Source organism: Gillisia sp. CAL575 (assembly GCF_000403785.1).
Classification (GTDB): domain Bacteria; phylum Bacteroidota; class Bacteroidia; order Flavobacteriales; family Flavobacteriaceae; genus Gillisia.
On record NZ_APHJ01000021.1, the window covers coordinates 483,191 to 509,375 of the forward strand.

Sequence of the window (26,185 nt, forward strand, 5' to 3'; positions counted from 1 at the left end):
AAAGTCTAGCAGATTTTGTAAATAAGGATGTATGTAAAATATAATTGTAATTATAAATTTTTTACAAGTGGCTTACATATTTAAACACTTATTGTGGTACTTTAAAGAATATAAAATCCTCTACACTACTATATAGTAAAAACATAGCACATTATAGATTGAGCACTTATATGGTCTTGATTGCTTTCTTTAAGTGCTACTTCACTCACTAAATTCTTTTCCTATAAATACAATTCAATCTTTAAGTATCTTTGAATAAAAAACAGATAATGCTTCACCTTAAGTTAGAAACAGATCCTCGTTGGGTAAATATAGTTGAATCCAATATAGAAGAAATCCTTACCGATCATGCTTGGTGTGAACAGAAAGCGGCAACAAATGCTATTACTATTATCACATTAAATTCTGAATATCCAGACTTGGTAACGGAATTATTAGAGCTTGCAAAAGAAGAATTAGAACATTTTGAAATGGTTCATGAGATCATAAAAAAAAGAGGCTTTAAATTGGGGCGAGAACGAAAGGATAGCTATGTTAATGAGCTTTATAAATTCATGAATAAAGGAGGTAGTAGATTGAATTCTATGGTAGACAGACTCCTATTTTCTGCAATGATCGAAGCAAGAAGTTGTGAACGTTTCAAATTACTTTCCAAAGAAATTAACGATCCAGAGCTATCTAAATTTTATCACGATTTAATGATAAGTGAAGCAGGACATTATACCACTTTTATAAGCTTTGCACGAAAATACGGAAAAGATATTGATGTGGATACGCGTTGGAAAGAACTGGTGGAATTTGAAGGCGAGTTAATAAAAAGCTATGGCAAGCATGAAACTATCCATGGGTAATTCCAAAACTACCTATTATCTTAAAATACAATCCCTAAAATATACAGATCTAATCTCGAGGAAAACTAGAAATTCGTTTAGAAAAATTTCTTTCTGCTAAAATTTTTAAAATTAAGATAGCCACAATATTAAGAATTTGAGTAATTCTATAAAACAAAAAAGCCCGACATTAATGTCAGGCTTTGATTGCTCCTCCTCTTGGGCTCGAACCAAGGACCCTCTGATTAACAGCCGCGAAAATGGTGTTTCAGATAATTTCATTTAGCTTCTTATGTATTGATAATCAATATTTTACAACTTTTTCCTTGTCATTTAGTTTTACAATATTTACCTTTATTTGCCCATTTGTTGTACCTATGTTGTACCCAATTTAAGCCGCATGATTACTATAAAAATTGTACAGAGAACAAAGAAATTAACCGATGGGTTGTACCCAATTTTCTTGCGTGTGACCAAAGATCGACAAACTAAATATTACAAAACCCCATTTAGTTCGGAGATTTCCGAATGGTCAGCTTCAACAGGAACCTTTAACAAAAAGCTGAAAAATCATTTTCAGTATAATCGGTTACTGGTAAAAATTAAGGATCGGGCTTACCAGGTAGCAGCGGAAATTGAAATTCAAAACCCCGATTATACACTGGAAGATTTTGATAAGCTTTATAGAGTTACCTTCAATCCAGTTAAAAATGATGTCTTTGCCTTTTTTGATGAAATAGTAGAGGAAATGACTTACGCCGGTCGTGTAGGAAACGCAAAGTCCTATAAAGACACTAAAACATCGGTGCAAATTTTTCATAAGAGCAAAAAACTTAGTTTTCGGGAAGTTAACTCTACTTTTTTAAGTAAATATGATGCTTTCTTAAGGTCCAGAGGTGGAACCGACGGAGGGGTTGGAGTAAAGATGAGAGCCATAAGGGCATTGTTCAACAAAGCCATAGAACGCGGAATTGTGAAAGAAAGTTTATACCCCTTTAAGAAATATAAAATTTCAGGCTTAAGAGGCAAAGGTTTTAAACGTGCCCTGGATTTTGAAGAAATAATGCGCATTGTTAATGTAGATTTGAGTAATCATTCGCATTTAGTTGATACCAGAAACTACTTTGTTTTTAGTTTCTATACTAGGGGAATGAACTTTGCCGACATGATGGGTCTCGAATGGAAAGATGTGGAAAAAAATGCTATTTATTACACCCGGGCTAAAACCAAAGGAAATTTCTCAATTGCCATAATGCCCCCTGTAAGAGAAATTCTTGACCATTACCGAATTAATGGGTATGGAAATAAATATGTATTTCCATTACTGTATCGTGAAAACTATACTCCTACCCAACTTGCAGATCGAAAACATAAAATGCTAGGGATCTATAACAAAAATCTAAAGGAACTGGCTACAATATGTGAGATCACAAAAAACGTTAGCAGTTATGTGGCCAGGCATAGTTTTGCTAATTGCCTTAAACAAAAAGGGGTTGCAACTGATGTGATTAGCGAATCTTTAGGACATCAAAACCTAACTGTAACCCAGGCATATTTAAAAGAATTAGATACTCAGGTTGTGGATAAAGCGCTGGAAGTATTGTTGTAATTATTCTACTTTAGGGTTGAAGTCTGATTATTTCCTTAAACGATCTTCAATTTCAAAGTCATAAACTCTTTTTAATTCGAATTTTCTCAAAGTCCTGATGTAAAACTTTGATTACATTAATTACCTAATTGGTATTTTATTAATTAATACTAAATACTTCCAATTTAGCCTCCCTACCTTTAAGAGTTCTAAATCCTAGGGAGGATACCTTGTATTTTTTATCTACCATTGTTTTTTTTATTAGTGCGCCTGAAAAAAGTACAGATCTATCTAATTCTTTACACAATCCTTCTAATCTTGCAGTCACATTTAAAGTGTCTCCATGGTAGGCAAGATTTCTTTTTATATTTCCTACCTCAACTCTGGTAACTACACCGACGTGAGCCCCGGCTTTAAAGGACGGAGTAACACCAAATTTATCCGTGTAATATTTTGAACGCTCCTGTAAAAGTGCCATAACCCCAAAGAAGAATTCTATATACACATATTCTTTCATGCCCTCCAAGGGCCAACTTACAACAATTTCGTCTCCCACGTATTGATATATTTCAGCATTATATTTTTTTACCATCTTATTAATATCAAGAAAGCATTCCTGTATAAGATTACTGTAGGCAATGTGACCCAATTGTTCAGCCATTCTTGTAGAGTTAGAAAGATCCAGGAACATAAAAATGCGTTCTTCTTCTCTCGGATATCTAAACCAGCCCAATAAAATAGGAAGTAGGTAGCCAGGACCAAGTATTTTTTCAATTTGGCTGATAAAACTGATTATTAAGGTCATAAACAAGGTGTAGACGAGTAGGATAGCATAATGATATATCCAGTTATCTCTTAAAATCACCTCTACAAAACCTATATCCATATGTAATAATTCCAATACCCAAAAGATGATAAGTCTTGTTAAACTTATCAAACCCATAATTGTTATGAAATAAGCAAAGCTTCCTATAAGTATTGTGAGACCTAAGCTGTTATTTAAATTGGATTTTTTATTTAAGAAGTATTCAAAAATACCTAGGATGATTCCATTCATAAAACCAAATATTAATACTGTTAGTATTAACATTGCTACACTTAGGGTAAATGGGGAATTCGTGCCTTCAAAAATTGAAAGACTTGAAAAATATAATATAAAGCCCAGCACTCCGTAAGCTATGATCCAAAAAATTACCTGTTTGATAATAATAGTTAGTAATGGAAATCTATAACTTAAACGAATAATCTCATATAAGTAATTTTGTTTCATTAAAAATGTTCTTTAAGCTTTCTAATTAATAGACGGAGAAGGAATCTGACAGAAATTTTAGTAGCGGAGGGTTAAGGCCAAGGTGTTAACTTAAATCTTTTAAAAGAAGGTGTCATTTTAGGCCTGGATTCTATCCAATCTATAAATTCCTTTATGGTGGTAAAATCCTGGCGGGTTTTATCAGATTCTACTAAATTTATTAAAAATGCGTTCTCTAAAAGCATAAGTATTTCTATAAAATCAACATCACATTGACAGATACTATCTAAATAATCTTCAATCTTAACCGGATATCCTGACCAGAGGCTTAGCTTTTTTTCATAAATTAAATTTTTTTCGTAGCGCTTCATAAGTATGGTATTTAGTAATGAGCTGTGTATTAGTAATCAAAAACAAGAATGATAATTTTCAGTGAAGAAGTATTGCTGAAATTTTTCCAGAGCAGTATTTTTTCTAAAACATTTAATTCCAGATAGGGGTTATAATTTTTTTATTTCAAGACCTCTCATTACTTCTTTGCCCTTTTCGGTGGTAATTGCATTCATATAGAATAAGAGAGCTTCCTCCTGATACCTGGACCTGCTTATCTCTTGGTTATCCAGATAAGGGGTGTTATCATAGCTCATAGTCATTTGGAAAAATAATTTCGAATAAAAATAGGCATCAAAATCTTTTCGGTATAAGCCTTGACTTCTTCCTCTTTCAACATTATGCATAAGTATTTCCGAAAGTTTTCCGGAAAAATATAGCATATGTTTATTGAAGATCTGGGGATAATACTTCAGGAGTTGACGAAGAAAGATGGAATCATTGGTTCTTGATGCCTTTTCAATTTCTGTATCTCTGGCAAACATTCTTTCTATGGCATTCTCGATTGTTTCATCCAGGTCATTCAATTTTTCCAGGACTTTCTCTAAACTGTAACTTAACACCTCCTCAAGAAGTATATCTTTATTTTGATACTTTTCATAAAGTGTCTTTTTAGAAACCCGAAGTTCCCTTGCAATCTCGTCCATGGTCACAGTCTTGGCACCATTCTTTAGAAAAATCTGGGAAACCTTACTTAATAATTCTGTATCTTTTTCCATATCTCTTAAATTTTTTGCTACTTCTTCAAAGATCTACATTTAATAGAAGTATCGAAATATTAGATTAATAAATCTGGTTACTTAATCAGTAACCAGATTCTATTGATCTACTAGAATTCAAGCTCACTCTTTGGATTGAGGTGCTCGTATTCTGCATGCATTAATTTATCATAATCTTGTTTTTCTTTAGAAGAGAATTTCTCTTCAAGCCGAACAAAGATCAGGTAAACCACCGGTACAATGATTAGGGTAAGGAATAACGAGGATAATAGGCCTCCAATAATAACGATGGCTAAACCATTGTTCATTTCCGCTGCTGCGCCAGATGCCAGAGCAATTGGTAGCATTCCAAAAACCATTGCAATTGTGGTCATCAAAATAGGACGAAGCCTGGCGTGGTTTGCCTGGATTAAAGCTGTTCTTATCTTTTCTCCATGGGCTAACCTATGATTAGCAAAATCAACCAGCAAAATGGCATTTTTCGCCACCAGGCCTATTAACATAATGATACCAAGAATGGTAAAAATATTCAAACTCTGATCAGTTAAAGCCAGTGCCCACAATGCACCTATAAATGAAAGCGGAATGGAAAACAATACAATAAATGGTTTAATAAAATCATCATACAGCACCACCATAATCATATATACCAACATAATAGCAGCCAATAGCGCAATTCCTAAGGTTCCAAAACCTTCACTTTGATTTTCCATGTTTCCACCCCAGGTCCATTCCACACCTTTTGGCCGCTCAATATTTGCTAGTTTTTCTTCCCATTCCTGCGCTACTGCTCCCAAGGTTTTCCCTACGGTTTGGGCAGAAATAGTTACAGAAGGAGACCTATCATAACGCTCTAATAAGGAAGGACCTGATTCATAACTAATATCAGCGAACTGTGCCAGGTTTATTAATTCTCCATTGTTATTGGTGAACTGGATGTTTTGCACGTCTTCTATATTGTTTCTTGAGGCTTCATCAAAAATAATATTGATATCATATTCATTATTTCCAGTTCGAAATTTATTGTCGGTATTTCCACTAAAAGCTGTACGCATTGTTTGACCAACTGTAGCAACATTTAATCCCAGGGAAGTCATTTTATCTCTGTTTACATTTACAGAAATCTCAGGATTTCCTTCCTCAACACTACTTTCAATTTCGGTTGCTCCTTCTACAGTTGTTAATGCTTGTTCAGCAGCTTTTGCATAAGCTAAAGCTTCCTCAAAAGAGTTCCCTGTTATGGTCATTTGAAGAGGTGCAGCTTCAACTCCAACCAATCCAACAGAAACAGTAGTAACATCGGCTGCAACTAATTTTTGTTCCAGATCTCGTTTTATCCTCGCAGCTATAACGCTAGTTTTTTCCTCTCTTTCAGATTGATCCACCAGGGTAACCGATACTTCTGATTTGTTATTGGTTGCCTGTGCACCTCCCATACCTCCACTACTGGATTGCCCCACAGTGGTAATTAGTCTTTCTACTTCAGGAATTTGTGAAAGGTAATTCTCTGCTTTTTGAGTGATAAAATTTGTCTCTTCAATGGAGGCGTCTTTATCTATTTCCAATTGAACTAAAAATTCGCCCCTATCGGTTGAAGGAAAAAAGTTGGAACCAATATAACCCATTGCCACTAGGGCGATTGAACTTATGAAGAGCCCAGCTACAACTACAAAGGTTTTTACTTTATTATCTAAAGACCATTTCAGGATTTTTGTTACTTCCTCTGTAAACCAGGTCAAACCTTTTTCAAACTTATGGATGATTTTTCCAAAGAATGATTTATTGCTTATAAGCTCCAATTTTCCAAATCTTGAAAATAACCAAGGCACTACGGTAAAGGAAACCAATAAAGACAGTAAAGTTGCTATAACTACAGTTACACAGAATTGTCTAATAATGTCGGCCACTAGACCGTCACTTAATGCAATTGGTAAAAATACTACTACAATCACCAGAGTGATCGCCGTTACTGTAAATCCAATTTCTGAAGCACCATCGTAGGCGGCACGTACTTTGTTCTTACCCATCTCCATATGACGGTGAATGTTTTCAATAACCACAATGGCATCATCTACAAGGATACCTACAACCAATGAAAGTGCAAGCAAACTCATTAGGTTAAGACTGTATCCCAATAACCACATCCCTATAAAGGTTGCAATTAACGATGTTGGAATTGCTACCATTACAATAAGAGCATTCCTGTAACTATGCAGGAAAAATAACATTACGAAAGCCACAAGACCTATTGCGATGAAAAGGTCTTTTATTACTGAGTTTGCTGCTTCCAACGTAAAGACAGAATTGTCATTGGCAATATTTATATCCACACCCTGATCAGCATACTGCTGTTCAATTTCACTGATATTTTCCTGTACAAGTTCACTTACGGCCACTGCATTTGCATCAGTTTGCTTTTGAACCTGGAGCAGGATCGTATTATCACGATTTATACGTGCAATCTTTTCAACTTCTTTTTGAGTATCCTGAATTTCAGCAATATCAGAAAGTTTAATGTTCTGCCCGTTTTGTGAAGCTATGGTAAGGTTTCTAAGCTTATCTACAGACTGTATTTTTCCCGCAAGACGAATAAGTGTAGTATTCTCTCTAGTTTTTAAATTTCCAGTCGGAAAATCCAGGTTTGACGCAGTGATTATTTGCTGTACCATTGGTACAGTAAGCCCATAACCCTGAAGCCTGTTAGGATCTAAATTCACCCTAATTTCTCTTTCCTGGCCACCTACAAGGTTTACCTGAGCAACCCCTGTAAGACGTGAAAAAGCAGGTTGAATTTTTTGATCAATTAAATCATATAATTCATTTTCTGAAAGATCTGCAGTAACTCCCAGACTCATTATAGGCATATCAGAAACCGAAACCTGCGAGAGGGAAGGTTCGTCAATATCATCCGGAAGATCTGAACGAATAGCGTTTATGCTTCTTTGTGCTTCATTCAATGCAAAATCTACATCAGCTTCATTATTAAATTGAATGGTTACTACCGACAGACTTTCAAAGGAACTTGTCTGTATTTTTTTAATATTCTCAAGAGAAGAAACAGCATCTTCGATCTTGCGGGATACCGTATTTTCCACCTCGGCAGGTGAAGCCCCGGGATAAACCGTCATAACGGTTACTACCTTTACTTCGAATTTTGGAATCAACTCATAGTTTAATTGACTATAGCTGAAAAGACCTCCAATAATAAGTAATGCAAGCATCACGATTACAAGACTGGGCCTTTTTATAGATACTTCTGCTAATTTCATTTTCTTTTCTTCTCTATTATTTAATCACTTTTACTGCAGTATTATCTGTCAGGTTAATCTGCCCGCTGGTTACCACTACATCTCCTTCATTAAGCCCATTGTTTACTTGCACCTTGTTTCCGTAATTAATACCGGTACTAATTTCTGTGAGGTATGCAATACCTTCTTTTATAACGAAAACCCGGTTGTCGCTCACGCTTCCCACGAAAGCTTCCCGGGGTATTACAAGTACATTATTCTCTCCTTTTTGATTAAACATTGCCGTAGCATACATTCCTGCTCTTAAGTTTGTTTGGGAATTATCTACAGAAATTTCTACAGGAAATTTTAAGGCTCCATTAGAGGCCGGAGCGATAAAAGTTATCCTACCGTCAATGGTTTTTTTGGTAGCACTTGGAGTTACTTTAACTGAATCTCCAAGCTTAAGTTGACTTACGAGAGATTCGTCTACTTCTACTTTTAAGTCTAACAAAGAAATGTCTACTACTTCTATTATTGATGTTCCCGGAGCTACGACCATTCCAACTTCAACCATTTTTTTATTTACCACTCCACTCATCTTTGAGCGTACATTGGTGTCGCCGGAATTTAGTTGGGCAGATTGATACTGCGCCCGTGCATTTTCTACCTGTAGTTTTGCCTGGTCAAGCTGTGAGGCAGTTACTCCCCCCGTTTTGTAAGCAGCCTCGTATCTGTTTAGGTTAGACACAGCGTTATCAAGATTGGCTTTTGCATTCTCCATATTGACATTTGCTTTATCTCCAATTAGTTTCGCTATTACCTGACCTTTCTTTACATCATCACCTTCTTCAACATTCACAGCTCCTATTTGTCCTGAGATCTCGGCAGAAATATTTGCAGTGGCTGTGGGTAAAAAGGTGCCGTTAACCGTAAACATGGATCCAATTCTTTCTTTTTTTGCAATTGCAGTGTTCACTGCTACTTCTGTATTTTCCTGTGTAACGAGACTTAATTCTCTTTCGTTCTCTTTCTTATTGTTTTGTAGGATAAGGTAAAACGCTACGGCTACGCCTAATAGCACTACTATTGCGATGATTGTCTTTTTTTTCATTTTAAAAGTTATTTTCGTTTAATGTGTCTAATTTTCCCTGGGATTTTAAAAGCTCTACTTCCGCTAGTTTATAATCTAACCTGGCATTGGTTAAATTGTTTTTAGCATCAGCAAGTTCTCTTTCAACATCCAGCATTTCGTTAAGAGTAGCTAAACCCAACTCATAATTATTCTGGGTGTCTTCCAATACTTTTTGCGCAAGCTCCACATTTTGTTCTTGTGTATGAATTGATATAAAGCTGTTTTCTAATTGTGAGATGGCATTTTCGTAGGCAAGCTGTAGAGCTAATTCAGTTTCTTGAAGATCCTCTTCAGCTTTCTCTATCTCTACCTGGTTCTGCTTCACCTTTGCCCGGGTAGCACCTCCATTAAAAATAGGAATACTAATATTTAATCCTATAGCGCTGAAATCTGACCAAAAAGCACCTTCGTTTTTTCCATTCCATAGAGGAACAACATCTCCCTGTCCCAGCCAGCCATAGTTAGCCACCAATGAAGCTGAGGGATAATATTCGGCCAGGGTTGATTTTTTCTGAAAATTTAAAAGTTCAATTTGCTTATTAAGTAATTCTAGTTCCGTACGACTGGAAAATTCAAGCTCTATTCCTGGTAAAAATTCCGGTTGGAAATTTTGTTGTGGCAATCTTATTTCTTGAGAAATGGACATTCCTATCATAAATTTTAATGCATTCTCACTTAATTCTACTGCATTAATGGCTTGCTGTTTATTACTTTTCAAATTATTTAGTGCTACCATGCTCCGGTCATAATCAATCTTTTTTGCAAGTCCGTTCTCGTATAACCCCTTAACGATACCTACCGTTCTTTCTGTGAGTTCTAAATTATTCTGAAGGTTTTCCAGAATCTGCTTTGATTGGAACACCTGATAGTAAGCAACTGCTACTTTTTCAATTATTTCTTCGTTGGTAAGCTGTGCATTAAGCTTATAAAATTCTTTTGTAGATTTTGCAGCTTTCAAACCCACAAAGACGGCCTGATTGAATATGGTTTGGGAAAGCTGTGCATTGGCTGTGGAATTCCATTTCCTTCCAAAAGCTACCGCAATACTTTCTCCGGGAGCCCCAAAAATTTCTCCGGGTAATATATTTTCCTGCAAAAGGGCATTATAGGTAGTTCCCGCATTAGCCGATAAGTTCGGTAAAGCTTTGGCCCTGACCTCAGAGATTTGTGCATCGGCGTTAGTAATATCTAGCCTGGCCTTAGCTGCATCTGCCTTATGCTCTAAGGCATACGAAACAGCATCTGAAAGTTTGAGCTCCAAGGGTTCCTGACCAAAGGTAATCCCATATACAAAGAGAAAACCAATTATCATTTTTTTCATATTAGGTACAATTTTTTTGTGATTTAGAATGCAAATATAAAACTAAAAAACTATAAAACAATAAAAGTTTTTTTGTTTTTTAGTTTTTGATATCTGGGTAGGAGGTATATTTAGCTTCCTTATTTTTATCTTGAATCAGAATTTATTTTCAAAATTGTGGAGGCTCCTTAGTAAGATGAGAAATGAGGATTTAAGACGATAATTCTATTAAATTGAGAGTAAATCGAAACATGTTAAACTTAATTTCTTATTAGTTTTCTTGAGCCTTTTAATATTTTATTGAATCTATTGATAGAACTACAATTAACTTGCATTCGCATTTTATCGAAATAGAATATTGACCTTTGGGAGGCTATTAAATAACTTCGGAAGTCAAATTGAAATATTTAATAAAACTTTTGTAGTAAGGAAAATACCTTAATAGCATCAGCCGTGGCATAACCCCAGAGCTTAGATTCCAAAGAATTCGTTTTCCTACTTTTTACTAAATCTCCCGCCCCAATATCTGCCATAATCTTGCGCGTGGTTCCTGTGCTGTTTTTATAGTGTACGGGAAGTTAAGCGTGAGTAAAAACAGCATAGGGCGCATACCACTTATGCGACAATATTTACTGTAAATAATTACCTGTTTATAAGGCTTCCCAAAGTATTTACTGTAAAAATTAGGATAATTTGCGACAAGTAAATTGTCATGACAAATGCTACTTATTTGCTTCCAGCCACTGGTAATATTCGTTCTTGATTTCAGGATTTTCTGAAAGATAATTTTTAAAGAGTTCACTTTCAGATTTAATCATCTGGTACATTTCAAACTTTTCATCCCCAGCTTTCGTGGCGGAAGATTTAAAATATCCTAATAAGCTTAACATCAGTATTCCGAAAATACAGAATAGGAAGAGCATATAATTAGGCATGAGCCGGGCATTCTTCAGTTTCTGGTCAATGCTTTTAAGTATGTCATCCTTCAACCGATCATTCTCTTCCTGCTTTTCCAGGAAAGCGTTCAGGTTTTTATCCAATGCCTCAGTACTTATGGGAATACTCATTTGCTCAATTTCTCCGGAAAGCTCCTGCAGCTTTAGAATAGCCAGCTTGAAATCGGCCATTTCATCGGTCATCAATTCCATGATCTCATCTAGTTTTTTCATAATTTATAAAGTTTTAATATCATATTCCAATTCCGGTATCCAGCGCCTTTTTTATCACCTGTTTCACCAGGTCTTTGGCTATTTTAGTGGCCATATTAGAGCTGATTTGTACAGTCTTATCTAACAGCTTTAAGCTTTGAGGGATTTCCTTCAGTCTGGAATAACTTCTGTTTTGACTGATTTCTCCAATTAGTCGGCCACCGGTCATCGAACGGTGCACCTCACTGCCTTTTAGATTGGCTCCTTTATATTCAAACCGAAAGCCCTGCAACTGGTTAGACTTATTGATGCAGGGGATTACCTTTACCTGGCAGTCCTTCATTTTACCGATATATTCATCCAAAGATTTAGGCCTGGATTCCAGTACCCGGTCGTTAATATATTTGATGGCCAGTCGCTGCACTTTCAATTCCTGCAATCTCTCCTGCTGTACTTCACATACTCGTTTTAGCCCTAATTCTTTGGCCACATTATCTGCTGCGATCTGGCTTCTTTTACCTATAAAGCTATCTTTATAGACTTCTCCTTTTAGACTTATCCGGTTGGCGTAAATATGAACATGGGTATGAGCTTTATCCCGATGTACAAAGCCAATGGCCTGGTTATTTTGCAGGTTCATCTCCTTTATAAATCTTTTAGCGATATCTTCAAGCTCTCTTTTGGTCAGCTCCTTTCCATCTTCGATGGTGGGGCTGACCACAAAACTCAGGGTGTTGTTAATGCAGCGTTCGTTTTGAGATTGAATGATCTTAAACTCTTCAGTAATTTCTTTGGGATTTTCCCCCGCCAGGTATTCCTTAAGCACTACCTCGGCATTCTTCTCCTGGTTCCAGCCATATGCTATGGAGGCCCCGGTACTTGCTATGGCATGTCCTTTCCCTATCATTTTCTGAAATTTCTTAAGTGCATCCTGATCTCTTCTGCGAGCTCCGCCACATCTTTGGCTAGCTTAGGGTTCCCTTTTTTAAACATATTGGCAATACGGGCAAAGTTGTTTTTGTATTGTATCAGCATCTGATAGCTTTCCAGTTGTTCCGGGGTTATACGTTCTACAATATTTCTCTCAAAGGCGGTGGATCGCAAGTATTCGGAAAGGGAAATTCCAGCCCTGGCCGCTCTTTTTTTGAGCAGCTTTTTCTCGTAGATCGAGCAGCGTATCTGGATATATTCCCTTTTCATTTTTCTTTTAAAATCTTTGCGACCTGCGGGAGTAAAGCAAGATTGTCATGACAATGACACATCTTGCTTTCCCTTCCGCAACTGCGATTGGTCCTCCTGAACCTACCCAAGCTAAATCATCAAATTCAGTATAAGATTCAGTAGCCAATACTGTTTTCACTTTTTGCATTGCATTAATTTTTCATTGAGGTCTTTATAGTTTTTGAAGGAATTCCGTTCATCGGTAGCACTCCTAAATAGTTTTAAAATCTTCGCTGTAGCTTGATCTCCCGCGGGATCATTATCGAGATATAGACGAATGTTCTCATAATTAGTAAGATGTCCCGTAATTTTATTGGTAAAGGCCAGAGAATTCAGGATGATAATATCTGATGCCTTTACCAGGTCTTCCTCCAATATTGCCAGAGATAAAAAATCAAACATGCCTTCAGTAATTAATAAAGTTTTAGATTTCCTTTTGATATAGGTATAGGATTTTGGAGAGCTGGACCCCTTGAAGTAGCTGTTTCGCAGTTCCCAGCCGCCTAGGGGGTTCTCTAATCCTATAGCGAAGTATTCCTTGCCGCTATAGCTAAACCAGACCTCTTTGCAATAAGGCTGGGCTATTTTTACAGGGATCTCTCTTTTTGCCAGATACTGGGTCAAGGCCTCATGTTCGATTTCTCTAGTCCTTAAAACTTCAATTTTAGAAGCAGTTCTCTTTTTTAAAATGGGCTGCTGAAAAGAAAAAGAGTCACAATTGTCTTCTAGAAACTCCAGAGCCTGTTTAACAGAAAAGTTCTTTATCGCTACGATTAAATCTAGCCCATTTCCGCCCTTTCCAAGCCCATGGTCATACCAACGGTTCAATTTTAAAGAAACCTTGAAAGAGGCCTGTGTTTCTGACCGTAGGGGACTCAGAAACCAGGCTTCTTTCTCCGCTATCCTGCTTGGAAAGTGCCCTAGTTTTGCGAGTATTTTCACGATGCAAATACTACGGGCTCTTTCGCAGGTCACACCAATCTCTTTTTCTTTTTTCATTAGCCTGTTTTTAATATTAAATGACTATAAATCATTATACTTCTGCGCATCATTTTTTTTGATGACAAAACGATGCGAAAGTGATGACCCTCCAAAAGCGTTGTTATCACTGGTCTTATTTATATTTCCTCATCATTCATCAAAAAAAAGAAATACCTAAGGCTGCTTTCTTTGGTGATATCCTCCGAATTACCCGGAATGATGATTTTCCTGGCGGAAAGATCTTTAAACCGGTCATTCAGCAGGTTCATCAATTATGCATCACTTTTCTGTTCCTCACTAAAATACCGCAGCAGAAAAGATTTGGTAATAGTATAATAACGTCCCTTAGCAGGAGTTAATCCCAGACCTCCTTCCTGCCACATGATCATCTTCTGATAGTTTAGGGAGTTATCCTGGTTACTCAGTTTCCAGTCTTTTTTTAAGATCTGCCGCAATTGCGTTAAATCCGTTTTAATACGGGTTCTGTTTAAAACCTGTAAGGCATCCGTGGGGCAAACATTTATTTCGTCCACTTCACAAGTTTCCATTAGACTGAAGAGCATGCTAGCCAGTTCCTTTTCCACACGATTTCGGTTATTCTGCATCAAATTTGTCAAAGCATCCGTACTTATCTCTTTAGGGCTAAACCACATCCTGGTGCTGTGTTTAGTGATCAACTGACGCTGATCCAAAAAATATAGAAATGCCGGAATTTCTGCTTTAAGATCTTCTAAAAAATGTGTTTCTTCTTTTTTTAGGCTAGGGACTTTCAGCACCCAAAAGCGTGTTTCCTCACTATCGATTTTAATGAAGTTATCTTCATTGTTACTGCAAAGAATAAACTTGCTAAAGAACTCCACCTCGCGCTTATCCTTGCCTTTAGCTTCCAGTTTATTAAAATCGGTGGTGCTTAAATATTTGATCCGTTCGGTAAGCTCTTCTTTGTTGAACAACACTTCATCAATACAGATAAGAAGTTTGTTGGCCCAATCGGCATTAAACTGGCTGCTGAAATTGTCATTGGTTAGATAGGTCAGGTTGTTATCAAAAATGGCTTTAAGCCATTTTAGAAAGGTGGTCTTACCGGTAACCCTCTCTTTGGATACTAAACATAGAATAGGTAACATCTGCAGCGGTTTCGAATATAGTAGCTGCAAATAGTCAAGCCCAAGCTCCATCTGGCTTCCGAAAATATGTTCAATGAATCGCAGTGACATTTCGGTCTTACCTTCCTGCGGGATATGCGGTAAAGGAGAATAGGTGTTGTAAAATCCGTAACAATCCTGTTTAAATTCCTTATGTCCGGGAAGGCAGGTAAAGCCATCATACTTTTTTATGGTTCCAATAAATGCCTTTCCGTGATCATTGCGAAGGGTTTCTATATTCCAGGGAACCAAAGTCTCATTAAAATTTCCGGTAGTGGTGGGTATTTGTACTATTTTATAGTAACAGGTACCCACCCTGATATAGGATATCTTTTTCATCTTCAAAAAATTTAGGATTAATACTTAATAACCTACTTCCGGTTCTTTAGCAATTTTTGATTAAACTGCTGCTCCAGGAATTCATCGGACACATCCGGCTCACCCAATAACCAGGCATCTATCTTATCCTTATCAAAAAACTTCTGACGGATGTTAGGATTATTGCCGGTTGGTATAAGCTTTAAATGGGTAAGCTTATAGATCTTGCTTTTGGAAAGTCCGGTATATTGAGCCAGATCCTCCACATTCATTACTTTTTTGGTGTGGGAAAGTAAGACTTTAATATCTTCCAATAAACCCACTACTTCTCTTTGCTCATTCATAACGATAGCATTAAAATTAAAAATGAGTAAAAGGCCTTTTACATTTTGTACAGGACAAACTTAGGAAAGTAAATACCTATAAATCAATAGGATAACACAGATAGGAAAGAAATCACGCTTTAATTACTCTTTTGCCAGGACCTGCCTGATCAATTTTCGCTGATTCCGGGAATTGATTTTTTCCTGTTCGTTTTTCCAGGCGGAAAAACTAGTCTTTAAGGTGTTTTCTTTGAGCGGTTCATGATTCATTAAAAATGAATTCATCAGCAAATTGAAAAAGCTACTTTTTCGTTCTCCGGTGAGATCCTGGATCCCTCCTACAAATAATTCATCAAACAAAACAAAGAGGACACGGTGATTGGCAGAGTCGCCGCTTTTATTCCCCATGGTAAAATTGATTTTTTCTTTAACCCGCCTTCCATTAATCAACCTAACAAATTGTTTCTGAGACTCCCGGTCGAGATTGATCAATTCGAAACGTATCCTGGACGTTTTAAGGGGTTCTACCCGGAAATCATGCCGATCTGTTTCAAGATGTTTATTTGATTCGTGAAAAATGGCCAGCCAGATCAGAATCAAAAGCATGATACCAAAAAGGATCAGAAAAATGAGGGAGTTCTCAATAATAGAACGAATACCAAAGAAAAGGCTGAAGCTTAAAACAAAGACAGCGTAAGTAGATAGGATAAAAAGAATTAGGTTTAAAGGTTTCCCTTGTACTTTCTCCTCCAGGAAATAATCTATTCCTGATCTCCACCTCGCGAGTGCTTTACCGGCGTTAAGAATAAATTTTTCCATGGCAACAACTGCTTCAACCTATTAAATATAGCCAAAAGAAAAATAAAGAAAGAGATTTAATTTGTTGTACCTATGTTGTACCCACAAAAAAAAGAAAGCCACTCAATTTCTTGAATGGCTTGTCTTTACTAAGCTCCTCCTCTTGGGCTCGAACCAAGGACCCTCTGATTAACAGTCAGATGCTCTAACCAACTGAGCTAAGGAGGAAACTGTATTTTATAATTCTGTAAGAACGTTCTCTTTTCAAAGATCCCAACTCTTAATCTGGACCAGCATTAGAGACTTAAATATTTCTCTTTTGCGGTTGCAAATATAAATCAATTTTTAAATGCTTACAAAACAAAAATCCACTTTTTTTTGCGAATTTTTGATAATTTTTTTTGACTGCATTTTAGCCAGTTGCTATTATTCGAACAACCAGCGATATAAGTCATTTCCATTAGCAAATAACACTAGTGCAATCAAGATAAAGAACCCAAGCATTTGAGCATATTCCATGAATTTCTCGTTTGGAGTCTTCCCTGTAATGATTTCATAAAGCAAGAATACCACATGTCCACCATCTAATGCAGGAATTGGTAAAATATTCATAAACGCTAATATGATTGAAATTAAAGCCGTAGCTAACCAGAAGCCTTGCCAGTCCCAAGCATCTGGAAATAGTCCTCCAATTGCTCCAAAACCACCTACCTGAGTTGCTCCTTTAGCAGTAAATACATATTTAAATTGCGCTACGTAGTCATGAAGTGTCCAATAGCCATAGCTAAAACCTTCTTCAATACTTTCCCCAAGACCATATTCTTTTGTTTGTACATTAAAATCACGTTTTGAAGAAACTCCAAGCATCCCCTCATCATCTGGAGTTACCATGCGGCTCATAATATCTCCATCCCTTTTAAAAACTATTTCTATTTCTTTCTCTTTGTTATCAGCCGTGATTGGAGCTAATTCATGCCAATATCCAATTTCTTGCTTGTTTATAGAAATCAAACTATCTCCTTTTCTTAATCCTGCTTTCGAAGCTGCAAGATCTGCAACAACCGTATCTATTACTGCATTTTGAATAGGCACAAAAGGTTGCATTACCCCTTCTTGAAACATTTTAGATCCTATATCTTCAGGAATAGAAATTGTTTCTTCATCTCCAGATTGGTGAATTACAGTGATGTTCTTTACATCACGCATAAATAAAAATCTATTTACATCTACACTGTTTTGGAATTCCTCTCCATTAACAGAAAGTATTCTATCTCCATCCTCAAATCCAAATTCCTTAAACTCATCTGCGACAGCGAAACCTTGAGGCATATCATCTGGGCCTACAAAAGAGCTTCCCCAAACAAATAACACCATCATATAAATAAGGAATCCTAGAACCAAATTCACAGTTACTCCACCTAACATTATGATTAGACGTTGCCAAGCCGGCTTACTTCTAAACTCCCAAGGCTTTGGAGGAAGAGCCATTTGCTCCTTATCCATACTCTCGTCTATCATTCCAGATATTTTTACATATCCACCAAGTGGTAACCAACCTAAACCATACTCAGTTCCGCCTATTTTTTTCTTGAAAAGTGCAAACTTCACGTCAAAAAATAAATAGAATTTCTCTACTCGGGTTTTAAATAATTTGGCTGGTATAAAGTGTCCGAACTCGTGTAAAACGATTAGTAAGGACAAACTAAGAAGTAATTGTATTGCTTTTATTAAAAATGGATCCATTCTCTCTGCTTCAAATTTTAAATCGCACAAAAGTAACCTTTTAATATCTCCTAAAAAAGTATAAATAACCAGCGAAATCTTCCCTTAAGAAATTTTAGTACTTCCCTTGCATGTATTTAGTTAGAAGGCTTTAATTTTGTATCAAATCATAAATAATGCTTCAGTTTTTTTCTAAATACAAACCCCTTGCCATAGTGATGGCAATTTTGTCTATAATAATTATTGCAAGCATATATACTCTGCTAAAACCAGAAAAAAAGCTACCTGTATTTCAACCAGATATGGTTAATTCAGAATTAGTTGATACTACAGTTCAATATGTAAGAAAATATCACAAGATTGCCGACTTCAATCTTCTTAATCAGAATGGCGAAACTATTACTCAAGACACCTACAAAGATAAAATTTACGTAGCAGATTTCTTCTTTACTACTTGCCTAACTATTTGCCCTATTATGACCGGGCACATGTTAGAGATCCAAGAGCGTTTAAAAGATGATCCCGAAGTACTATTACTATCTCACACTGTAATTCCCGTAGCAGATAGCGTGCCGCAGCTAAAAAAATACGCCTTGGAAAAAGGAGTGAATGATGCTAAATGGAATCTGGTGACGGGGGATAAAAAACAAATTTATGAGTTAGCAAGAAAGTCTTATCTCGCTACTAAAACCGATGGTGATGGCGGACCTTACGACATGATACATACGGAGAACTTTATCTTAGTAGATAAAGAGAAAAGAATTCGAGGTTTTTATGATGGTACTAACGCCAAAGCTATAGATGATCTCTTGAATGACATTGAAACTTTGAAAGCTGAATATTAGGGATTATACTTTTTCTTCCTAAACTTTTTTAAGACTATTTTTTAAACTATTTTTGCCTTGTTTAAAATCAATCTAAATAAAAATGAAGCTAACTGTTGCTCATTTACAGCGTGGTCAACGAGGGATAATCAAAGAATTTATCGTAGATAAAATTCCTTTGAAGCTCTTGGAAATGGGCTGCTTACCAGGGAATTTAGTCGAGCTGGTACAAACTGCACCATTTAGAGATCCTATGTACTTGAACATTAACGGGAGCCATTTGGCAATACGCAAAGAGACGGCATTGCTTATAGAAATAGAATTAATATAATACTATGGGGAAACAGATTAATGTTTCGTTAATTGGAAACCCAAATACCGGTAAAACTTCTGTTTTCAATCAACTTACTGGCTTAAACCAACAAGTTGGGAATTACCCGGGAATAACGGTAGAGAAAAAAGAGGGAGTTTGCAAACTTCCCCGAGGCTTAAAAGCGCACATTTTAGATCTACCGGGAACCTACAGTTTAAATGCATCTTCCTTAGATGAAAATGTGGTTATAGAACTTTTACTGAATAAGAACGATCGGGATTTCCCAGATGTTGCAGTAGTTGTTAGCGATGTAGAGAACCTTAAAAGAAACCTTCTTCTTTTCACACAAATTAAAGACCTTGAAATCCCTACCATACTTGTTATTAATATGGCAGATAGGATGGTGCGCAAGGGAATTACCTTGGATATTGGCATTTTAGAAGCCAAGTTAAATACTAAGATCGCATTAGTAAGTGCCAGAAAAAATACCGGAATAGAGGAGCTGAAAGAAATGATCCTAAATTACCGTCAGATTTCTACTGAACCTTGCCTACATGCATCCATTATGGATCCAGAATATTTTGAAAGATTAAGAAAGGCATTTCCTAATCAGTCCCTATATAAACTCTGGTTGGTTATTACACAAGATGTAAATTTCGGTAATGTAAACAGGCACTCTTTAGATAACGGTAATAGTTTTCACACTAAAAGCAATAGCGACCTAAAAAGACTTCAGCAGAAAGAAACCATATTAAGGTATCAGTTTATAAATGGATTATTAAAAGAAGGCCTAAAAGTAGATCTTAAATCTGCAACAGATCTTAGAATTAGATTGGATAGGATCTTAACCCATCGAGTTTGGGGATATGTGATCTTTTTTATGGTCTTATTGATCATTTTTCAGGCTATCTATAATTGGTCCAGCTACCCAATGGATTTTATAGATACCACATTTGCCTCATTAAGCGAATGGACCAGAAACATAATGCCTGCAGGGCCTTTTACAAATCTTATTTCTGAAGGAATTATCCCGGGACTTGGCGGAATTGTAATTTTCATTCCGCAGATCGCATTTTTATTCTTTTTTATATCCTTATTAGAAGAAAGCGGCTATATGAGTCGAGTTGTCTTTCTAATGGATAGGATTATGCGAAGGTTTGGACTTAGTGGGAAAAGTGTAGTGCCTTTAGTTTCTGGAACCGCCTGTGCAATTCCAGCAGTAATGGCCGCTAGGAACATCGAAAATTGGAAAGAACGACTAATTACTATTTTGGTGGTTCCCTTTACAACCTGCTCTGCGCGTTTACCAGTCTATTTAATAATAATTGCGTTAGTGATCCCAGATGAAAGCTTTCTAGGCTTTAATTTACAAGGCTTAACATTAATGATCTTGTATCTAATTGGTTTTGGAACAGCACTTGTTTCTGCATGGATTCTCAATAAAATTCTGAATATAAAGTCAAAGAGTTATTTTGTAATTGAAATGCCCAATTACAAACTCCCTATGGTTAAGAATGTGGCGATTAATGTGGTAGAAAAAACTAAATCTTTTGTATTAGGCGCAGGAAAAATTATACTTGCAATCTCAATTATACTATGGGTTTTAGCAAGTTATGGTCCTGGGGATGGTTTTAATAATGCTGAAGAAATTGTAACTTCTAAATATAATCCAGAACAAGAGCCAGAAACTAATTTAGAAGAAAAAATAGCTTCTTATAAATTGGAGCATTCTTATATAGGAATTCTTGGAAAAGCGATTGAACCTGCGGTTACACCACTAGGTTACGACTGGAAAATTGGGATTGCAATTGTAAGTTCCTTTGCAGCACGTGAGGTTTTTGTTGGAACCTTAGCAACAATTTATAGTGTGGGAAGCGACGAAGAAGAAACCATTAAAAATAGAATGGCTGCAGAAGTGAACCCTATATTGGGTGGCCCATTGTTCACCTTTGCAAGTGGAATAAGCTTATTACTATTCTATGCTTTTGCCATGCAGTGCATGAGTACTTTGGCAATTGTGAAAAAAGAAACAAATACTTGGAAATGGCCTATACTACAACTAGTAATTATGAGCGCCTTTGCTTATCTAGTTGCCTTAATCGCTTTTCAAGTATTAAAATAATGTAAGATTATAATTGTAAACCGACTTAAATAAGTATCATGGACATATTACAAAACATATTAGTATTTATCACCTTTTTGATCGCGGTTGGATATGTGATCACAAAATTTGTTTGGAAGCCTGCTTTTCTAAAAAGCAAAAAGGAAGCTGAGAAAGCCTGTGGCGTTTCAGGTTGTGGTTGCAGCTAATTAATTATTCTAGTTTTTTATTTAATTGAATTATTAGACAGTATTCGGATTCTTTAATTTTATGAGTAGATGTAGGATAAGGATAGAGATTCAAAGCATTTAGAGAATAAATTACTTCTGAATTTAAAAAACTTAGCTGGAAATCCTTTTTAACTGCTAAGGTTATAATCTTTTCTTCTACTTCTCTTCCATTCACCATTACTGCTATTAACACTTTCGCTTCCCCAGCCCAAATACAGGTAACATCTTTAGGGCATCGTGAATCTGTGATCACCTTTTTGAATTGAATAGATTTGTTTTCAAAAGAAAATACTTCTCCAAGATCCATCTCTGCATTATAATTAATTATAGAATCATTTTCTTGAGCAAATAAAGAACCCATTATTAAAGAAAACATAAGAACTAAAAAGTATTTCATAACCAATTTTATAATAAAGACTGTACTTAAAACCAGCTGTTGCAAATTTTAGCCCAAACCAACATCTAAGGTCATCATAAGTATAAAACCACCTATAAAACCCATTGTAGATATATCTGTAAATTTATCTCGTTGGGATTCTGGAACTACTTCTTCTACCACTACAAAGATCATAGCACCTGCAGCAAATGCCAAAGCATAAGGAAGTATTGGCTGAAAGGTCATCACCGCCCAGGCTCCTAAAACTGCTGCTATTGGCTCTACAGCCGCAGAAAGTTGACCATAATTAAAACTTTTCCACCTGCTTAAACCTTGACCTCTTAAAGGCATAGCTACAGCAAAACCTTCAGGGAAATTCTGTAGTCCAATACCAATTGCTAAAGCTACAGCCCCACCAATAGTCGCACCATCAAAGCCTGCTGCTACTCCACCAAATAAAACTCCAATCGCTAGACCTTCAGGGATATTATGTAAGGTAATTGCCAAGGTTAGTAGTACAGATTTGTGCCAAGGGGTTTTTATACCTTCCTTTTCGTCCATCTTAAAATTTACATGAAGGTGTGGCAACACTTTATCTAAGCCAAAAATAAACAAGGCACCAAAGAAAAATCCGACTGCTGCGGGAATCACTTTTTCAAAACCTTCCCCAGGGCTCATTTCTATTCCTGGAGCCAGTAAACTCCAAAAACTTGCGGCTACCATTACTCCTCCTGTAAATCCAAGCATTCCGTCAAAAACAGCCCGATTCATCTTTTTAAAGAAAAAGACTAATGAGGCCCCTAGTGCCGTAACTCCCCATGTAAAAAGTGTTGCGTAAAGTGCTGCTAAAATTGGATCTATTCCTTCCAAATAAGCAATAATGTTCTCCATCATAGTTAAGAAGTTTTTATGTATAAATTACTTGAAATCACGTTAGAGATTTTAAGTTCGCTCCCGTTTAAATTTATGAGCATAGACTGGTCAAAAGATTCCTTTTCTAGGATCACTATTAACTGTCCTAATGCAATGTTATTCTTGTCTAAATACTGAAGGAATTCTGGAGAGGAATCTTTTACCCCTATGCAAATTCCAGACTCACCTTTGTTCAATTCGGCCAACAATACCTTATTTGAGATTGCGAAATTTCCTTCTGAATCCGGAATAGGATCCCCGTGAGGATCCCGTTTCGGAAAATCTAGAAATCTATCAAGTTCTTTAATTAATTTATCAGATTTTATATGTTCTAATTGCTCTGCTACTTCGTGAACTTCATCCCAGGCAAAACCGAGTTTATCTACCAAAAACACTTCCCAAAGACGGTGTTTTCTAATAACTTCTACTGCGGTTTCCCTTCCAGATTTACTAAGCTTAACACCTTGATATTTTTTATAAGCCACTAATTTCTTCTCAGAGAGTCGCTTAATCATATCTGTTACAGAAGAAGCTTTCGTGCTCATCTCGTCTGCCAAAGCATTGGTACTAACCCCTGTTGGATATGCCCTTTCCAGATGAAAGATCGCTTTTAAATAATTTTCTTCAGAGAGACTAAACATATCTTATAATTAATGAGGTATTCTATAACTAAACCCTGCACCTAAAATTAGGTTAGGATCATTATTTATTGCAGTTCCTATATAAGCATCTAATTGAAAATTATTTGCTAGCAAATATGTAAAACCACTATCTACATAATGAGTTGCTTCTAAGTGTTCTGGAAAATCCCCATAGACCTCTCCATACCAACCTAATTTTTGATTGATACTGTATCCATAAGAAACGGTATAAATATATTGTAGACCATTACTATCTCCATCCCAGCCTGCTCCTAGATTATAAGAAATCCCTGATCGTTCTGATAGTGTGTGACTAAATGCAAATCTCATATCTACACCTGTATTGTCTAATGCTTTGGACGTGTATGGAAGAGAAAGATGTCCTAACAACGCTATCTCTGGTAGAATTCCCTGCTCTTTAGCAACTCCAATTTTAAAACCAACCAGTAATGGACTAAAAGAGTTAAATTCCTCTTCTGTAATTGTTTGTTTGAATGTTGATTTGGAATAATCCAAACCCAGCCTTATTTCCAGATTATCTAGTACTCCAATACGCAATAATCCTGTTCCATAAATTAGATCTTCCTGAGCGTCTCCATGAGAAAACTGCGAACCCATTTCTATTTGAAGATAACCTTTGGGCACCAAAATAGGAGACTCCGTTGCATCCGGCCTATCTGTAATAAGCTGCGGAATAGAATCTTGCTGAGCAAAACCTAGATGAGAAAGAAATATAAAAATCGGTAAAATAGTGATCGCCTTAATATTCATACAGCAAAGATGCATATTTATTTCAGTGATTGCAAATTTATTTTTAGACAAGACTAAAAATTTTATACATCACCACGAAATAACCTATAGTATTGGCTATCGTTTTATATCCCTCTTTCCTTTTGAATATTTTCGTAAGCTTCCTGAACTTTCAAGAATTTGTCCTGCGCTCCTTTTTGATAAGCTTCATCCATATGCTGAAGTTTGTCTGGGTGATACTTCTTAGCCATAGTTCTAAATGCTTTTTTGACTTCAGCATCTGTGGCAGATTTTTCTATCTCTAAAATTTTATAAGCATTATCTGCACTTTTAAAGAACATGGCTTTGATACTTTCAAAATCCCTATTGTTTAATGCTAAAAATCCTGCTATAGATTGTAGTTGCGACAATTCAGAATCAGAAACATTTCCGTCTGCCTGCGCAATACTAAATAAGAAATGTAAGATCTGTAATCTCACTTCATATTTGGTACGTTGCTGAAGATATACACCGATTCGCTGTGCAGAGATCTCTCTATTTTTAATTACTTCATTAAAAGTTCGAAAAGTAGCATTAGCACGCTCTTTACCATAAGCACGCACAAAATAGGTGCGCACATAATCCATTTCAGATTGTGACACTTGCCCATCTGCCTTAATAACCAGAGAGGCTAAAGAAAGAAGATTCAGTTCAAAATCGCCTGGAGAAACCGAGTTATTTTCAGTTTTAAAAACCGAAGTAAATCCTCCTGAAGAACGATTCCAATTATCTATAACAGTTCCTAATATAAACCCAAGTACTGCTCCTGGGTATCTGAAAAACATATAGCCTACAAAGGCTAATATCCATTTAAACATAAATTCCAACTTGATAAGCGGCAAATATACTATTTTGAATAGGTATAAATGAGACCATATCTCATAAACTTATCTTAGATATCTATAACTAGAACCTATTAGCATATAGGAAATTGAGATATGTAGAGCTAAACTTAATTTGTATCTTTGTCCTTTATAAATTATAATAAAAACTCTATATATGTATCCAGCAGATTTAGTTAAACCAATGAGAGAAGACCTAACTAATATAGGTTTTCAAGAATTACATAGCGTTGCAGACGTTGACGCGGCTATGGAAAAAAAGGGGACTACTTTGGTAGTTGTGAATTCCGTTTGTGGATGTGCTGCTGCTAACGCACGCCCAGGAGCTCGTATCTCTTTACAAAATAGCAAAACTCCAGACAATTTAGTAACTGTATTTGCAGGTGTAGATTCTGAAGCTACAGATAAGGCTCGTGGTTACATGATCCCTTTTCCTCCTTCTTCACCATGTATGGCATTGTTTAAAGACGGAGAATTAGTGCATATGTTAGAACGTCACCATATAGAAGGACGTCCTGCAGAGATGATTGCAGATAACTTAACAAGTGCTTTCAACGAATTTTGTTAAATCAAAATTTCTAAATATTTCATGCCGATCTTAATAAGATCGGCTTTTTTTATGCTCTTTATTGTTGGTGTTTTTTAGTATCTTTCTTCAATAATCTCATAAATATCAATTGTGATGAAAGCTCTAATCTTATTTTTAGTCGTTGTTAGCACGGCAGGAAGTTGTGAAAATTCCGATGAAGTTCAAGAGATAACCTTAAAAGACCTTCAGTTACAATTAGAAGAGATCAACAAATTAATAGACAATCAAGATTGTACTGAAACTTCCCAATGTAATTACCTGGCCTATGGAAGCAAAGCCTGTGGTGGTCCCCAAGGCTATCTAATATTTTCTTCTGAAGTTGATATAGATAAATTAAAAGAACTAGTTGATACTTATACTGCTTCTGAAGCCTTATACAACAAACAAAACCAAATAATAAGTGACTGCAGTATAGTTTCTCCACCCCAAAATATGGACTGCGTAGATGGCAAATGCATAAAAATGAATTAAATC

27 protein-coding genes and 1 tRNA gene are annotated in these 26,185 nt (G+C 36.2%); 8 read left to right on the plus strand and 20 right to left on the minus strand.

Annotated elements, in window-relative coordinates; all coding sequences use genetic code 11:
* The first annotated feature begins 269 nt into the window (after nucleotides 1-269).
* The gene (locus I130_RS04890; protein WP_034920035.1) at nucleotides 270-851 is read left to right on the plus strand and encodes a tRNA-(ms[2]io[6]A)-hydroxylase; all 582 of its coding nucleotides are present in this window, start codon (nucleotides 270-272) and stop codon (nucleotides 849-851) included.
* Nucleotides 852-1,230: 379 nt separating this feature from the next.
* Nucleotides 1,231-2,439 carry a site-specific integrase gene (locus tag I130_RS04895; RefSeq protein ID WP_034920038.1) on the plus strand — a complete coding sequence of 403 codons (1,209 nt, stop codon included), beginning with the start codon at nucleotides 1,231-1,233 and terminating at the stop codon, nucleotides 2,437-2,439.
* A gap of 139 nt (nucleotides 2,440-2,578) precedes the next feature.
* Here the strand turns inward: I130_RS04895 and I130_RS16190 are convergent, their stop codons facing one another.
* From I130_RS16190 to rseP, 15 genes are all read right to left on the minus strand, one after another.
* Nucleotides 2,579-3,688, minus strand: coding sequence for an adenylate/guanylate cyclase domain-containing protein (locus tag I130_RS16190; protein WP_051119611.1), 1,110 nt, complete (start codon nucleotides 3,686-3,688; stop codon nucleotides 2,579-2,581).
* 71 nt (nucleotides 3,689-3,759) lie between these two features.
* Complete coding sequence (locus I130_RS04905) at nucleotides 3,760-4,038, minus strand: hypothetical protein (RefSeq protein WP_034920041.1); 279 nt, start codon at nucleotides 4,036-4,038, stop codon at nucleotides 3,760-3,762.
* A 129-nt stretch (nucleotides 4,039-4,167) separates the two neighbouring features.
* Nucleotides 4,168-4,776: a TetR/AcrR family transcriptional regulator gene (locus I130_RS04910; RefSeq protein WP_034920044.1), complete on the minus strand. Its 609-nt coding sequence runs from the start codon at nucleotides 4,774-4,776 to the stop codon at nucleotides 4,168-4,170.
* A 110-nt stretch (nucleotides 4,777-4,886) separates the two neighbouring features.
* Complete coding sequence (locus I130_RS04915; RefSeq protein ID WP_034920048.1) at nucleotides 4,887-8,045, minus strand: efflux RND transporter permease subunit; 3,159 nt, start codon at nucleotides 8,043-8,045, stop codon at nucleotides 4,887-4,889.
* Nucleotides 8,046-8,061: 16 nt separating this feature from the next.
* Nucleotides 8,062-9,117, minus strand: coding sequence for an efflux RND transporter periplasmic adaptor subunit (locus tag I130_RS04920; RefSeq protein WP_034920051.1), 1,056 nt, complete (start codon nucleotides 9,115-9,117; stop codon nucleotides 8,062-8,064).
* A gap of 1 nt (nucleotide 9,118) precedes the next feature.
* On the minus strand, nucleotides 9,119-10,459 hold the full coding sequence (locus I130_RS04925; RefSeq protein WP_034920053.1) for a TolC family protein: 1,341 nt from the start codon (nucleotides 10,457-10,459) through the stop codon (nucleotides 9,119-9,121).
* Between the two features lie 701 nt (nucleotides 10,460-11,160).
* Nucleotides 11,161-11,607, minus strand: coding sequence for a DUF6730 family protein (locus I130_RS04930; protein WP_034920055.1), 447 nt, complete (start codon nucleotides 11,605-11,607; stop codon nucleotides 11,161-11,163).
* A 19-nt stretch (nucleotides 11,608-11,626) separates the two neighbouring features.
* Nucleotides 11,627-12,493 (minus strand): relaxase/mobilization nuclease domain-containing protein, encoded by an 867-nt coding sequence (locus I130_RS04935; protein WP_034920057.1) that lies wholly within the window; start codon nucleotides 12,491-12,493, stop codon nucleotides 11,627-11,629.
* Complete coding sequence (gene mbpA, locus I130_RS04940) at nucleotides 12,490-12,786, minus strand: mobilization protein MbpA (protein ID WP_034920058.1); 297 nt, start codon at nucleotides 12,784-12,786, stop codon at nucleotides 12,490-12,492. Before mbpA ends, I130_RS04935 begins: the two co-directional genes overlap by 4 nt.
* Nucleotides 12,787-12,942: 156 nt before the next feature.
* Nucleotides 12,943-13,806, minus strand: coding sequence for a toprim domain-containing protein (locus tag I130_RS04945; protein WP_034920060.1), 864 nt, complete (start codon nucleotides 13,804-13,806; stop codon nucleotides 12,943-12,945).
* A 254-nt stretch (nucleotides 13,807-14,060) separates the two neighbouring features.
* Nucleotides 14,061-15,272, minus strand: a complete 1,212-nt coding sequence (locus I130_RS04950) for a primase-helicase family protein (protein ID WP_034920061.1) — start codon at nucleotides 15,270-15,272, stop codon at nucleotides 14,061-14,063.
* 32 nt (nucleotides 15,273-15,304) lie between these two features.
* Nucleotides 15,305-15,595, minus strand: coding sequence for a helix-turn-helix transcriptional regulator (locus tag I130_RS04955; protein WP_051119612.1), 291 nt, complete (start codon nucleotides 15,593-15,595; stop codon nucleotides 15,305-15,307).
* Between the two features lie 123 nt (nucleotides 15,596-15,718).
* Complete coding sequence (locus I130_RS04960; RefSeq protein ID WP_034920062.1) at nucleotides 15,719-16,393, minus strand: hypothetical protein; 675 nt, start codon at nucleotides 16,391-16,393, stop codon at nucleotides 15,719-15,721.
* A gap of 133 nt (nucleotides 16,394-16,526) precedes the next feature.
* A tRNA-Asn gene (locus I130_RS04965) sits at nucleotides 16,527-16,600 on the minus strand.
* A 198-nt stretch (nucleotides 16,601-16,798) separates the two neighbouring features.
* Nucleotides 16,799-18,115 (minus strand): RIP metalloprotease RseP, encoded by a 1,317-nt coding sequence (gene rseP, locus I130_RS04970; RefSeq protein WP_034920065.1) that lies wholly within the window; start codon nucleotides 18,113-18,115, stop codon nucleotides 16,799-16,801.
* Nucleotides 18,116-18,270: 155 nt separating this feature from the next.
* Between rseP and I130_RS04975 the strand changes: the two genes are divergently transcribed.
* The 4 genes from I130_RS04975 to I130_RS16685 all read left to right on the plus strand — a co-directional run bounded on the left by I130_RS04975 (nucleotide 18,271) and on the right by I130_RS16685 (nucleotide 21,541).
* Entirely contained in the window at nucleotides 18,271-18,939 is a 669-nt protein-coding gene (locus tag I130_RS04975; RefSeq protein WP_034920066.1) for an SCO family protein, read from the plus strand.
* Between the two features lie 82 nt (nucleotides 18,940-19,021).
* Entirely contained in the window at nucleotides 19,022-19,249 is a 228-nt protein-coding gene (locus tag I130_RS04980; protein WP_026837059.1) for a ferrous iron transport protein A, read from the plus strand.
* A 4-nt stretch (nucleotides 19,250-19,253) separates the two neighbouring features.
* Nucleotides 19,254-21,353 carry a ferrous iron transport protein B gene (feoB, locus tag I130_RS04985; protein WP_034920067.1) on the plus strand — a complete coding sequence of 700 codons (2,100 nt, stop codon included), beginning with the start codon at nucleotides 19,254-19,256 and terminating at the stop codon, nucleotides 21,351-21,353.
* Between the two features lie 38 nt (nucleotides 21,354-21,391).
* Nucleotides 21,392-21,541: a hypothetical protein gene (locus I130_RS16685; protein ID WP_198012032.1), complete on the plus strand. Its 150-nt coding sequence runs from the start codon at nucleotides 21,392-21,394 to the stop codon at nucleotides 21,539-21,541.
* Nucleotides 21,542-21,545: 4 nt separating this feature from the next.
* Here I130_RS16685 and I130_RS04990 read toward each other — a convergent pair whose 3' ends face one another.
* The 5 genes from I130_RS04990 to I130_RS05010 are packed head-to-tail and all read right to left on the minus strand — an operon-like array spanning nucleotide 21,546 to nucleotide 25,098.
* Complete coding sequence (locus tag I130_RS04990; protein ID WP_034920069.1) at nucleotides 21,546-21,959, minus strand: hypothetical protein; 414 nt, start codon at nucleotides 21,957-21,959, stop codon at nucleotides 21,546-21,548.
* A 48-nt stretch (nucleotides 21,960-22,007) separates the two neighbouring features.
* A complete protein-coding gene (locus tag I130_RS04995; RefSeq protein ID WP_034920499.1) occupies nucleotides 22,008-22,829 on the minus strand; it encodes a ZIP family metal transporter in 822 nt (273 codons plus the stop codon).
* 5 nt (nucleotides 22,830-22,834) lie between these two features.
* Complete coding sequence (locus I130_RS05000) at nucleotides 22,835-23,491, minus strand: metal-dependent transcriptional regulator (protein WP_034920072.1); 657 nt, start codon at nucleotides 23,489-23,491, stop codon at nucleotides 22,835-22,837.
* A 9-nt stretch (nucleotides 23,492-23,500) separates the two neighbouring features.
* Nucleotides 23,501-24,313, minus strand: a complete 813-nt coding sequence (locus I130_RS05005; protein ID WP_232224027.1) for a transporter — start codon at nucleotides 24,311-24,313, stop codon at nucleotides 23,501-23,503.
* Nucleotides 24,314-24,366: 53 nt separating this feature from the next.
* On the minus strand, nucleotides 24,367-25,098 hold the full coding sequence (locus tag I130_RS05010) for a TerB family tellurite resistance protein (RefSeq protein WP_034920079.1): 732 nt from the start codon (nucleotides 25,096-25,098) through the stop codon (nucleotides 24,367-24,369).
* Between the two features lie 181 nt (nucleotides 25,099-25,279).
* Between I130_RS05010 and I130_RS05015 the strand changes: the two genes are divergently transcribed.
* Together I130_RS05015 and I130_RS05020 are read left to right on the plus strand one after the other, a co-directional pair.
* The gene (locus I130_RS05015) at nucleotides 25,280-25,690 is read left to right on the plus strand and encodes a BrxA/BrxB family bacilliredoxin (protein WP_034920083.1); all 411 of its coding nucleotides are present in this window, start codon (nucleotides 25,280-25,282) and stop codon (nucleotides 25,688-25,690) included.
* Between the two features lie 114 nt (nucleotides 25,691-25,804).
* Nucleotides 25,805-26,182 carry a hypothetical protein gene (locus tag I130_RS05020; RefSeq protein ID WP_034920086.1) on the plus strand — a complete coding sequence of 126 codons (378 nt, stop codon included), beginning with the start codon at nucleotides 25,805-25,807 and terminating at the stop codon, nucleotides 26,180-26,182.
* Nucleotides 26,183-26,185: the final 3 nt, after the last annotated feature.

Coding starts and splice junctions, on each gene's coding strand:
- I130_RS04890 (WP_034920035.1), top strand. CDS start 270: ATGCTTCACCTTAAGTTAGAAACAGATCCTCGTTGGGTAAATATAGTT.
- I130_RS04895 (WP_034920038.1), top strand. CDS start 1,231: ATGATTACTATAAAAATTGTACAGAGAACAAAGAAATTAACCGATGGG.
- I130_RS16190 (WP_051119611.1), bottom strand. CDS start 3,688: ATGAAACAAAATTACTTATATGAGATTATTCGTTTAAGTTATAGATTT.
- I130_RS04905 (WP_034920041.1), bottom strand. CDS start 4,038: ATGAAGCGCTACGAAAAAAATTTAATTTATGAAAAAAAGCTAAGCCTC.
- I130_RS04910 (WP_034920044.1), bottom strand. CDS start 4,776: ATGGAAAAAGATACAGAATTATTAAGTAAGGTTTCCCAGATTTTTCTA.
- I130_RS04915 (WP_034920048.1), bottom strand. CDS start 8,045: ATGAAATTAGCAGAAGTATCTATAAAAAGGCCCAGTCTTGTAATCGTG.
- I130_RS04920 (WP_034920051.1), bottom strand. CDS start 9,117: ATGAAAAAAAAGACAATCATCGCAATAGTAGTGCTATTAGGCGTAGCC.
- I130_RS04925 (WP_034920053.1), bottom strand. CDS start 10,459: ATGAAAAAAATGATAATTGGTTTTCTCTTTGTATATGGGATTACCTTT.
- I130_RS04930 (WP_034920055.1), bottom strand. CDS start 11,607: ATGAAAAAACTAGATGAGATCATGGAATTGATGACCGATGAAATGGCC.
- I130_RS04935 (WP_034920057.1), bottom strand. CDS start 12,493: ATGATAGGGAAAGGACATGCCATAGCAAGTACCGGGGCCTCCATAGCA.
- mbpA (WP_034920058.1), bottom strand. CDS start 12,786: ATGAAAAGGGAATATATCCAGATACGCTGCTCGATCTACGAGAAAAAG.
- I130_RS04945 (WP_034920060.1), bottom strand. CDS start 13,806: ATGAAAAAAGAAAAAGAGATTGGTGTGACCTGCGAAAGAGCCCGTAGT.
- I130_RS04950 (WP_034920061.1), bottom strand. CDS start 15,272: ATGAAAAAGATATCCTATATCAGGGTGGGTACCTGTTACTATAAAATA.
- I130_RS04955 (WP_051119612.1), bottom strand. CDS start 15,595: ATGAATGAGCAAAGAGAAGTAGTGGGTTTATTGGAAGATATTAAAGTC.
- I130_RS04960 (WP_034920062.1), bottom strand. CDS start 16,393: ATGGAAAAATTTATTCTTAACGCCGGTAAAGCACTCGCGAGGTGGAGA.
- rseP (WP_034920065.1), bottom strand. CDS start 18,115: ATGGATCCATTTTTAATAAAAGCAATACAATTACTTCTTAGTTTGTCC.
- I130_RS04975 (WP_034920066.1), top strand. CDS start 18,271: ATGCTTCAGTTTTTTTCTAAATACAAACCCCTTGCCATAGTGATGGCA.
- I130_RS04980 (WP_026837059.1), top strand. CDS start 19,022: ATGAAGCTAACTGTTGCTCATTTACAGCGTGGTCAACGAGGGATAATC.
- feoB (WP_034920067.1), top strand. CDS start 19,254: ATGGGGAAACAGATTAATGTTTCGTTAATTGGAAACCCAAATACCGGT.
- I130_RS16685 (WP_198012032.1), top strand. CDS start 21,392: ATGGACATATTACAAAACATATTAGTATTTATCACCTTTTTGATCGCG.
- I130_RS04990 (WP_034920069.1), bottom strand. CDS start 21,959: ATGAAATACTTTTTAGTTCTTATGTTTTCTTTAATAATGGGTTCTTTA.
- I130_RS04995 (WP_034920499.1), bottom strand. CDS start 22,829: ATGGAGAACATTATTGCTTATTTGGAAGGAATAGATCCAATTTTAGCA.
- I130_RS05000 (WP_034920072.1), bottom strand. CDS start 23,491: ATGTTTAGTCTCTCTGAAGAAAATTATTTAAAAGCGATCTTTCATCTG.
- I130_RS05010 (WP_034920079.1), bottom strand. CDS start 25,098: ATGTTTAAATGGATATTAGCCTTTGTAGGCTATATGTTTTTCAGATAC.
- I130_RS05015 (WP_034920083.1), top strand. CDS start 25,280: ATGTATCCAGCAGATTTAGTTAAACCAATGAGAGAAGACCTAACTAAT.
- I130_RS05020 (WP_034920086.1), top strand. CDS start 25,805: ATGAAAGCTCTAATCTTATTTTTAGTCGTTGTTAGCACGGCAGGAAGT.